General features: G+C 44.6%; 9 protein-coding genes. All 9 read right to left on the bottom strand.

Going from position 1 to position 8,822, the window contains the following annotated elements:
* The coding region (locus ACZLMD_RS12165; RefSeq protein ID WP_489495821.1) for a PulJ/GspJ family protein at window positions 1–545 on the bottom strand (545 nt) is incomplete at its 3' end.
* Window positions 546–565: 20 nt separating this feature from the next.
* Complete coding sequence (locus ACZLMD_RS12160) at window positions 566–1,087, bottom strand: prepilin-type N-terminal cleavage/methylation domain-containing protein (RefSeq protein ID WP_055067750.1); 522 nt, start codon at window positions 1,085–1,087, stop codon at window positions 566–568.
* 11 nt (window positions 1,088–1,098) lie between these two features.
* Window positions 1,099–3,276: a hypothetical protein gene (locus tag ACZLMD_RS12155; RefSeq protein WP_489495819.1), complete on the bottom strand. Its 2,178-nt coding sequence runs from the start codon at window positions 3,274–3,276 to the stop codon at window positions 1,099–1,101.
* Window positions 3,277–3,278: 2 nt separating this feature from the next.
* Entirely contained in the window at window positions 3,279–4,379 is a 1,101-nt protein-coding gene (locus tag ACZLMD_RS12150) for a type II secretion system protein (RefSeq protein ID WP_055067748.1), read from the bottom strand.
* Window positions 4,380–4,410: 31 nt separating this feature from the next.
* Complete coding sequence (locus ACZLMD_RS12145) at window positions 4,411–5,217, bottom strand: hypothetical protein (protein WP_055067747.1); 807 nt, start codon at window positions 5,215–5,217, stop codon at window positions 4,411–4,413.
* Window positions 5,210–6,997, bottom strand: coding sequence for a pilus assembly protein PilM (gene pilM / locus ACZLMD_RS12140; protein ID WP_173021915.1), 1,788 nt, complete (start codon window positions 6,995–6,997; stop codon window positions 5,210–5,212). Before pilM ends, ACZLMD_RS12145 begins: the two co-directional genes overlap by 8 nt.
* Before the next feature lie 241 nt (window positions 6,998–7,238).
* Window positions 7,239–8,003 carry a prepilin peptidase gene (locus ACZLMD_RS12135; protein ID WP_489495816.1) on the bottom strand — a complete coding sequence of 255 codons (765 nt, stop codon included), beginning with the start codon at window positions 8,001–8,003 and terminating at the stop codon, window positions 7,239–7,241.
* Window positions 8,004–8,030: 27 nt separating this feature from the next.
* The gene (locus ACZLMD_RS12130) at window positions 8,031–8,546 is read right to left on the bottom strand and encodes a type II secretion system protein (RefSeq protein WP_489495815.1); all 516 of its coding nucleotides are present in this window, start codon (window positions 8,544–8,546) and stop codon (window positions 8,031–8,033) included.
* 93 nt (window positions 8,547–8,639) lie between these two features.
* A partial coding sequence (locus tag ACZLMD_RS12125; protein WP_489495814.1) for a type II secretion system F family protein occupies window positions 8,640–8,822 on the bottom strand: 183 nt, incomplete at its 5' end.

Raw genomic sequence — 8,822 nt, 5'->3', positions numbered from 1 at the left:
ATCGTATACTTCTGTTCCAGATATTGCATATCAAAAGAAACCGCAACGGATGCCTTTTCCGCGGAAGCATTTACCGTGCCGGCAAATGCCGTAACATATTCGCCGATCAGATGTTCCTGCACCTCATCCGTAGCTGCGGAAATCACCGTTGTATCGGTTTTTGGATCTGCCACAGCCATTTTCTTTGTATATAATTTCTTTCCACCTGCAGAAATCCAGATCACCCGCTTGCTTGCAGCCTCCGGGGCTGCGGCACCTGCCGGATTGGTTACCGACGGGGTGTTCGGAATCGTATAAATGGCGATCCCACGGACACCGGACACGGATGGGTCAAGTTCCTCCACCCGGTTTCCTTCCATCACCCACATGCCGATCTGCTCCATCAGAATCTGTGACTCCGACTGCAGATCAATCTGCGCAGACGCGTGGTTATAATTTTTGTGCGCCATTCCAAGGAAAAGCGTTGCAGCGCCTAAAATAACCGTTGAAATTGCAATCGCGATAATCAGTTCCACAAGCGTAATTCCACTATGATCTTTTCGCACACTGCCACTCCTTTCCAAAGTTATTTCTCAATAAAATGTTTTCCGGTATCACTTACCAGCTTTACCGTATATGCCGGTACTCCATCAATATAGATGGCACTTACATTCGTATTTGCCGTATCAAAGCACGCCGTTTTCGTGTAGGCAATCTTGATATAATTTCCACCGGCACCTTTTTCCGTCACCTCATTGCCCGTGCTGCTGTCCATCCGGATTTTGATGGTATTGTTACACAACCGCGTACCGTCATCCGTCAGCTTCGTATCATCAAAACTGCTTAAATTATCCGGAAGAATCCGCATATAATAGCCATTGTCCAGTTTATAAACATACATATAGTAATCACCGGTTTTGCTCATCGTTTTCACCTGAAGCGCACTGAGCGAAGAATCAAGGGTCTTTACCACCTTCTGCGTGTTGGCATAATGCAGATGCCCGATCATCATCACCGATGTACTCGCCAGAATTCCCATAATTGCAATGACAATAATGATTTCTACCAATGTAATTCCGTTTTGTCCCAGATGTTTTCGTTTTTTCATTGGCACACCTCTTAATTCTTTTTCCAGTTATCGTAATTCAGATACGAATCCAGATCCAGATTTCCGGAAATATTCGATACCGCCGTTGAAGAACAGTCACGGAAAAACTGCAAAAACAAAGGCGTATCCCGTTTCTGGTCTTCCGCGAACAATTGCGATACCAGAAGTTTATTTTCCTTTATATGACCGGTTCCCGCAGCGCCTGCATTCGAATCAAACGAAATCACCCCGCCAGAAATAATCAGTCCCTCAAAATCACCGGACACTTTGACATCCCCGGTTGCAACCACAAGTCCCCGCGTAACCGTATTTGGAAGCGCATAGGTCCCGGTATTTTTCACCAGATACACATCTGTGGTTGGTGAATAAACGGTCACACTTTCGGTAGTCGATGTTTTATGTTTTTCCAGTTCCTGTTCGAATGCTTTCCGGTCAATCAGTTTGTCAAACAGCGGATTGACCGTTTTATCAATCACTTCATGACCACTGGCATCTGTACTTGTCAGACGCACCTGATCCGGCGTCACACCCTGCCCGGAATCGGTAAGTCCCAGTTCTAAAGACTTATAGCGGACCGCCAACTTAGAACAATAATCCCAAAACAGACCGTTAGCGTCTTTCCAGTTATCCGGCTGAATCGTCACCTTCTTGACATTCAGGGCATCCGAAGCAGAAGCACGCGAAAGAATATCTCCCTTCAACGTCATAATGGTTTTCTTGTCAATAATCAAAGCATTTTCATCCAGATAGAGATTGGCATACTGTGCTACCTTTCCCTGATTGTTATTGTAATAATTTGCAAAGAAATCATTTGCATCCTGTTCCGTCTTAAAATTCAGGTAATAATACATTCCCTCCGGGAAATAGTATGCCACAAGCGGCTGACTGCTGTTTAGATACCCTTGTAACGTATCGTCAGAAATACCAATATGCGCAGCATACCCACTTCTGTCAAACGTTCCATTTTTGACATACTCTGCCGGCACATAATAAGCCAGCTGATTGGTTCTCGCAGAGATGGATTCTCCCATCAGAACATCCTGATTTTTTGCAGCATCTGTCTTGCGGGAAATAAATGTACGTCCCGCCAGCATCAGATAATTTAAATCTTTGAGATTCAAATTACACGTTCTGCCGTTTACCATCATAGCACTGCTGAAATCCGCATCCGAAGATACCGTATCGGAAGTTCCGTAATTTTTCTGGAAATTATAACCATAATAATTTCCTTTCAAAGTCACCTTACTTCCAACTCCACGTAACTCAAGATCATCTGCCACATACGTATTTCCGTTGATCTCCATCGTGGAAGATCCGCTTCCCGAGGTCTTTATATTTTCCGCCCAGATCGAAGAATTTCCGTTTCCGACCGTAAGCGTAGAGCCACTGTCCGTCACGATATCGCCGCGTGTGAGAATCGACTTTCCCTTTAAAGTTCCGCTTCCGCTGCTGTCGGCCAAAATACCATCCGCTCCGGCGTACACACTTCCATCCACCTGCACATTCGATGCATTTACATGAATCTGCCGGTCCGCAATCAGAGCATATTTCATAAACGCCTGGATCTGTCCCTGCCCGGAAAAATTCATCTGCGGAGTAGAAAAAATAAGATCCGTTGTGATCTTTGTCTCATAATCCTGCGCATCCTTATATTTCACCTGCACCCCTTTTAATGTAAAGGTACCCGCACCGTAATCCAGTTCATACTTCGGATCCGCTGCAACAACATAACATCCCTGTTCGGCAGTTTCTTTGATACATCCTTTGACTGTATCGGTGTTATAATCCGAAACCGTATACACGACATTGCCGGATGCATCTGTCGTATTTGTCTTTCCCGCAGATGCCTTTGCAAACTGTCCCTCCAGATCTTCCATATATTTTCGGGAAAAAACATCCTGTGCATTTGCTCCCGATGCGGTATACGTCAGATAATTTTCAAGGACATCCGTATATGCTTTCTCGAGCGATTTTTCTGCAAGTTCTCTTGCACCGGTACGCAGATCATCCATAACTGCATCTGCACTGTAGAAATTTTTCTTCGTACCGCGCTCCACTTCTTTCATCTGGATATTGACAATCGTGATTTTTGTAATCACAACCGCGATCGCACTCACAACCACCATCAGAATCAAAACGGCAAGCAGAGAGGCTCCGCGATTATCCCGTTTCAAAGAAATCTTTTTCATCGCTACTCTCCTTTCGCCGAATTCACCGTAATATACCGATACGTTTCCTTATCGGAGCTGTTGCCTTTTCCCTTTTTGTATACACTAACCTGCAGATTCACCTTCCGGACACCTTCTTTGCTCTCCACCAAAGGTGCGACACTCAGCAAATAGCTATCCTGATAGATGTTTCCCGCATTGGTTGTTGCCGCCGGGTCATCCGGGTACGATTTGTTGCCAAGATTGGACGCAACCGCAGGCATCTTACAGCCGTCTTTCGGTGACACCACCAGCTGATAAGAGAGATGCTTTGCGTTGACCTCACTGATATTCTGACAGACAACGATCAGTTTCGGAACCGCCACTCCAGCCGCACAACGGATTTCAAGTGCATCCCTGTCCTGCTTGACATTGTACATCAGATAAATGTGTTCGATATTCTGCATGTCCTCCTCTGCAAAATCATTACAGGTATAGACTTCTGCCGGGTCCACTCCATCGATATTTTCACAGGCGTAACTGCATGCGACAAGCACATGCGTAGGTTCCACCGTAATGGAAATCGTCCGCTTTAAATTTTTTTCTATTTCACTTTCACTCTGTGCCGGGACATTGTTTGCACCTGCATACTGTGCATTTTCTGCGGAAAAATAAGTAAGTGCTTCCTGTAACTGTCCACCTTCTGCCGCCACAACATCTTTTGTGTCATCAATTCCATCCATTTGAGGCATCAGCGCTGTATTTTCCGGCACATCCGTGCTGACTTTTACTTCAACATCATATTTTTGACCAATCGCATCTGCCGCACCGTAATAAGATACTTCTCCGGCGGTCGTACTTCCTCCCGCAGCTGCAGGGGTATATCCCGTCTGCACATAACCGGTCAGATACGGCACGGTAAATCCCCCAGCTGACACAGGCTCCACCAGTTGCGGCTGTTTTTTTAAGTCCTCCATCACTTCCTGCGCCAGATTGGTCGCATGCTGTTTATCTGCCATCATTGCATTGTATTTCATCGACTGCGTAAAATACGACAACAGCGGAATGGAAAGAATCGCCAGAATCGCCATGGCAAGAATCACTTCCAGCAAAGAAAATCCTCCATTATTCTGTTGTTTTTTCATCCGGAAGCCTCCTTCCCCATGTCAGCTTTTTCTATTGCTCTGCGGTTCCAGAAGAAGAACCGCCAAAAATATTGTTTACCCCTTTTGGCATATTCTCAAATACCGGAGGAACATAATCTTTTCCGGTGTTTTCAAGATAATACATATTGAGTGTCATATCGCCCGTTAATTTTCCCGTAGAATTGTCGAAGCTGGCGGAAAACTGGGCAATCGTTGTACGATCCTTAAACTTGTTGACATAGGCAATCATATCCTTTAATCCTTCATAACTTGCCTCATAGCGGATGCCAATCGATGCATAATACCCTTCCACATTTCCGGTCGGACCTGTCGTGTTTTCCGGTGTGCTTTCAGTACTCTCTGTGCTCTGTGTATCCGCAGACTCCGTGGTCTGTGTTTCCTGTGTTGTCGTTGTATCTTCCGTAGTATCCGTAGATGCAGCAGCACTTCCGTCTGCAGCGGCTGTACTGTTATCTGCCCCAATCGGCATATTCATGGCAAATGTCACATCTGTAATATGAAAATTGCTGCTCTTATCCTCGAACTCCTGCAAAGTTTCAATTACTTTTTCGGTTTTCATATCTGCCGGATAAGCCGCAATAATATCCTTTTGCTTTTTCTGCATCGTCTGGATATTTTCTTTTACTTTTGGAAGTCCGGCCTCCATCTGTTCCATCTGCTGCACTTTCGCCCGGTCGGTCGTATTCTGCTCTTCGATCTTCGCCGCCTTGCTCATTCCCTTATTAAAAATAAAGAAATAGGAACATGCTACAATCACAATTGCAAAGAAAATGAGCAACAGCCGCTTATCTGAATCTGAAATTTTTAATTTATTCATTTGTCTGCTCCTCTCCCTCTGCGTTATTGGTATCCGTGTCCGTATCTGTGCCGATATCCGTGTCTGTGTCCTCCGATGTCGGAACCGCCTCCTCGATCAGATGTCCGTCCTCACCGATATCTGCCTGGGTGTAATAGCCATTTAACGTGTATGTCCATGTGCTCACACCGCTTTCGTCGTCTTTTTCCTCCGACATGGATGGAATGGAAAGATCCTGAAGCAGGGTCACATCCGCAAAATTCAAAAGCATCTGTCCAACGGCAATTTCTTTATCTGTTTTCAGATTGATACTGACTAGGTCTGCATCTGTCTGAATACTCTCTACCTTGACATCGTTTGGCAGCGCATTTTCCAGCTGCTCAATCAGCGGATACAACTGCTCATTTTTCGTAACGGTGGCAAGATCCAGCTTCTCATATACCTGTTCCTCTGCCTGTACCCGCGCATAATCATCATAGGTTTCCTGCACATACGAAAGATCATTGATCCGTTTCGTCAAATTGCGATGCTGCGTATATGCCACCAGCTGACGCACACTCGATCCAAGAATCAACAATACACTGACTAATACCGCTCCCACAAAAATGACATAAGCCGTGTGAAGGTCATTCTTTTTGGAATCTGCCACAAGCATGTCCTTCGGTTTGGCATCAATCGGATGCACCGCCGCACCGATGACGGACAAAAAGCCAACAGCCGTTGCAGCCTTCGGTCTGCGTCCGGAGGACGCTGTCGTTATCCCCTCTTCTTCAACCGCTTTATTTTTTTCACTCTTTAAATCAATCACCTTAGTGAAATCAATTTCCTGCAATGGAAGTGGAAGCTCCTGGGCAAATAGTTTATGCATACCCGCAAACCGGGAACCGTCCCCTACCAGGTAGACATTTCCCACGAATTCCTGTTTGATCTGATTCTGGTAATATTCAACCGCCGTATTGGCAATTCGCAGATGATACCGCAGCGATTCCGCCAGATCTTCATATGCCTCATTTGCCAGCTCCTGCTGACGCTTCATCTCCTCCTGATTTCCCATCTCCGGAACGGTCGGGCGATTGTATATGACATTGTGGTCTAAAAGAAAATCAAGTGCTTTCTCCTCATCATCAATCCCAAGCACCGGATGGTCAATCACCGCTGTAATCGTAGCGCCATAGCCGTACGGTGTCACACGCTGAAAGACCAGTTTTTTATTTTCCAGAATACTGATCACCGTTGCCTGCTCTTCCAGCTGCACAACCACAGCATTTTCCAGAAAACTGTCACACAGAAGCTGTACCGTTCCGTTTCCGATATAATCAAACGTTTCTACCTTCAGTCCTGCCAGTTCTGAGAACGTCACATAGTTATTCAGAAGATTATCGGGAATTGCCACTAAAAGCAGCTTGAGCATTTTCTTCCCATCTTCTTCCTCCACATCCATCTTGCTGTAGCTGATGGTGTAATTGCTCACATCCATCGGGAAATAATCACGGATCTGGGATTCAATGATTCCCATGATCTTATTGTCTTTGACAAATGGGATCATGACTTCACGGGTCACGACTTTTGAGGAAGAAAGGGTAAATACGACTTCTTTCTCATGGATATCGCGCTTGCTGAGTTCGACTTTCAGTGCAGACGCAAAAGCTTCCTTGTCGCGGATATAGCCATCTTCCACCGCATGTTCCGGGGTGCGGAACGCAAACGCTTTATGTACCGGCGGATTTTTCTTGCGGTAATCGGCCAGTGCGACTTTTGTCCACCATACACCGGCCTCAATACTTACTACTCTTTTGACCATTTTCATTTTCTCCTTAATATATTTTCCGAAAGGTTTTCATTGGAAAATGTACAAAAATAATTATGCTTTGTTCATGTTCTCTGAAAAATCACAAATCCTAATTATTTTTCTACATTTTCCATCGTAACGTTGTGGCATAAAAAATTGTGCGGTGAAAATGACAGATGTTTAAAATTCGCCACAGGAATAAGAAAAACTTTACTTTTTTAATTATGCCATACGTAGCAGTTCATGCCATGTTTTAATAAATGCCCATCATGCCAAGGTACCAGGTCCAGAAACGGCTGCCCCAGAGTGCGGCGATGAATATGCCTGCCGAAAGGTACGGACCGAGTGCAAGCAGGTTGTTTCGCTTGCTTACTTTCATACGGATGGTATGGATGACGGAGCCAAGAATGCATGCAAGAATAAATGCAAAAATAATGTTTTTTGCGCCTAAAAGCAGGCCTGCATATGCCATGAGTTTGATATCTCCCCCACCGATTGCTTTGCCGGAGGAGAAATAATACAGGCCATACAAAAACAGGCTGACAATGACTGCCCCGATGATATGGGACAAGATATGCCGGAAATCATACACGGTCATGATGATACCGAGCAGTCCCAGAAACAGGTTCTGGGAAACCGGTATCTGATAGGTTCTCTCATCGATGACCGCAATGACAATCAGGGCAGATGTCATGAGACAATACAGCACACTGCTGAACGTGAAACCGCCCGCCATGAAAACGACCACATACAGCACACCATTTAAAGCCTCGATTAATGGGTACTGTATGGAAATCCTAGCACCACATTGCCGGCATCTGCCCCGAAGAAACAGGTAGGAAAATACAGGAACCATGTCCCGCCAGCCCAGCTTATGTCCGCAGCTCATGCAGTGCGAAGACTGCACAATATTCTCTTTTTTCGGAATACGGAAAATGAGGACGTTTAAAAAACTTCCGATCACGATTCCGTATAAAAATGCAACGATGTAAAGAAAAATCGTAAGTTGGGTTAGCATATGTATACTCCTATTTGTTTAAATTAATTACTTTGATGTAATATCTTCAAAACTTCCTTTTGTAGTTGTTACCTTAACTGTAACCATTGCTTTTGTAGAATCAGCAGACTGGCATGTAATTGTAATATCATCTACAGCTTTTCCAGCCTTTGACTCTAATTTCAAACTCTCAACATTCTTTATGCCATTTAATTCAGCAAATGCATCTTTTAATATTTTTTGCTCATCTGCAGTTCCTCCAGTAACTGTAACTGCTCCTGATGCTCCTTTTGTAATCTTAATTTCATATTCTGCAGCTGGATCTAATGAGGCTGCATTTGAAGAATATGCTGTTGTTGCATCTGTGCATAATCCACTAAGTACCTGGATATCTTTTGCATGTCTTGATTTGTCAATGTATGGAATAACCTGTGTTCCAACGATACCTACTAAAATTGCCATAATTGCGATAACGATAATCAACTCTACGAGAGAGAAACCTTTGTTATCCTTCTTTTCATTCTTTGCTTTCATGTTCTGAAGCATTTCCATAATTTTCTTCATACCCTTTGTTCTCCTTTTACTAAATATGTTTTTTATGTATCTATCATCACATGTCTCATGGCAGACATGTAACAACCCTTCTTCTGCCTGCGGTCAGGCTCCGATGCTGTCGTACAGACTGTACATCGGCATCATGATCGCAAGGACGATCGGCACCACAATAACTGCCATCACAATGATGATGAGCGGTTCCATTGCGGCAAGCAGTGCCTCGGTCGCCGACTCCACCTCTTCATCATAATATGCTGCGACTTTGTCGAGCATGTCTTCCATATT

The sequence above is a fragment of the Jutongia sp. genome (assembly GCF_057878315.1).
The sequence above is the reverse complement of the archived record's forward strand: the minus strand, read 5'-3'. Positions and strand labels throughout refer to the sequence as shown.

Bases quoted from the DNA above. Each gene is read 5' to 3' on its own strand.
- ACZLMD_RS12130 (WP_489495815.1), bottom strand. From the start codon at position 8,546: ATGAAGAAAATTATGGAAATGCTTCAGAACATGAAAGCAAAGAATGAA.
- ACZLMD_RS12145 (WP_055067747.1), bottom strand. From the start codon at position 5,217: ATGAATAAATTAAAAATTTCAGATTCAGATAAGCGGCTGTTGCTCATT.
- pilM (WP_173021915.1), bottom strand. From the start codon at position 6,997: ATGGTCAAAAGAGTAGTAAGTATTGAGGCCGGTGTATGGTGGACAAAA.
- ACZLMD_RS12160 (WP_055067750.1), bottom strand. From the start codon at position 1,087: ATGAAAAAACGAAAACATCTGGGACAAAACGGAATTACATTGGTAGAA.
- ACZLMD_RS12150 (WP_055067748.1), bottom strand. From the start codon at position 4,379: ATGAAAAAACAACAGAATAATGGAGGATTTTCTTTGCTGGAAGTGATT.
- ACZLMD_RS12135 (WP_489495816.1), bottom strand. From the start codon at position 8,003: ATGCTAACCCAACTTACGATTTTTCTTTACATCGTTGCATTTTTATAC.
- ACZLMD_RS12155 (WP_489495819.1), bottom strand. From the start codon at position 3,276: ATGAAAAAGATTTCTTTGAAACGGGATAATCGCGGAGCCTCTCTGCTT.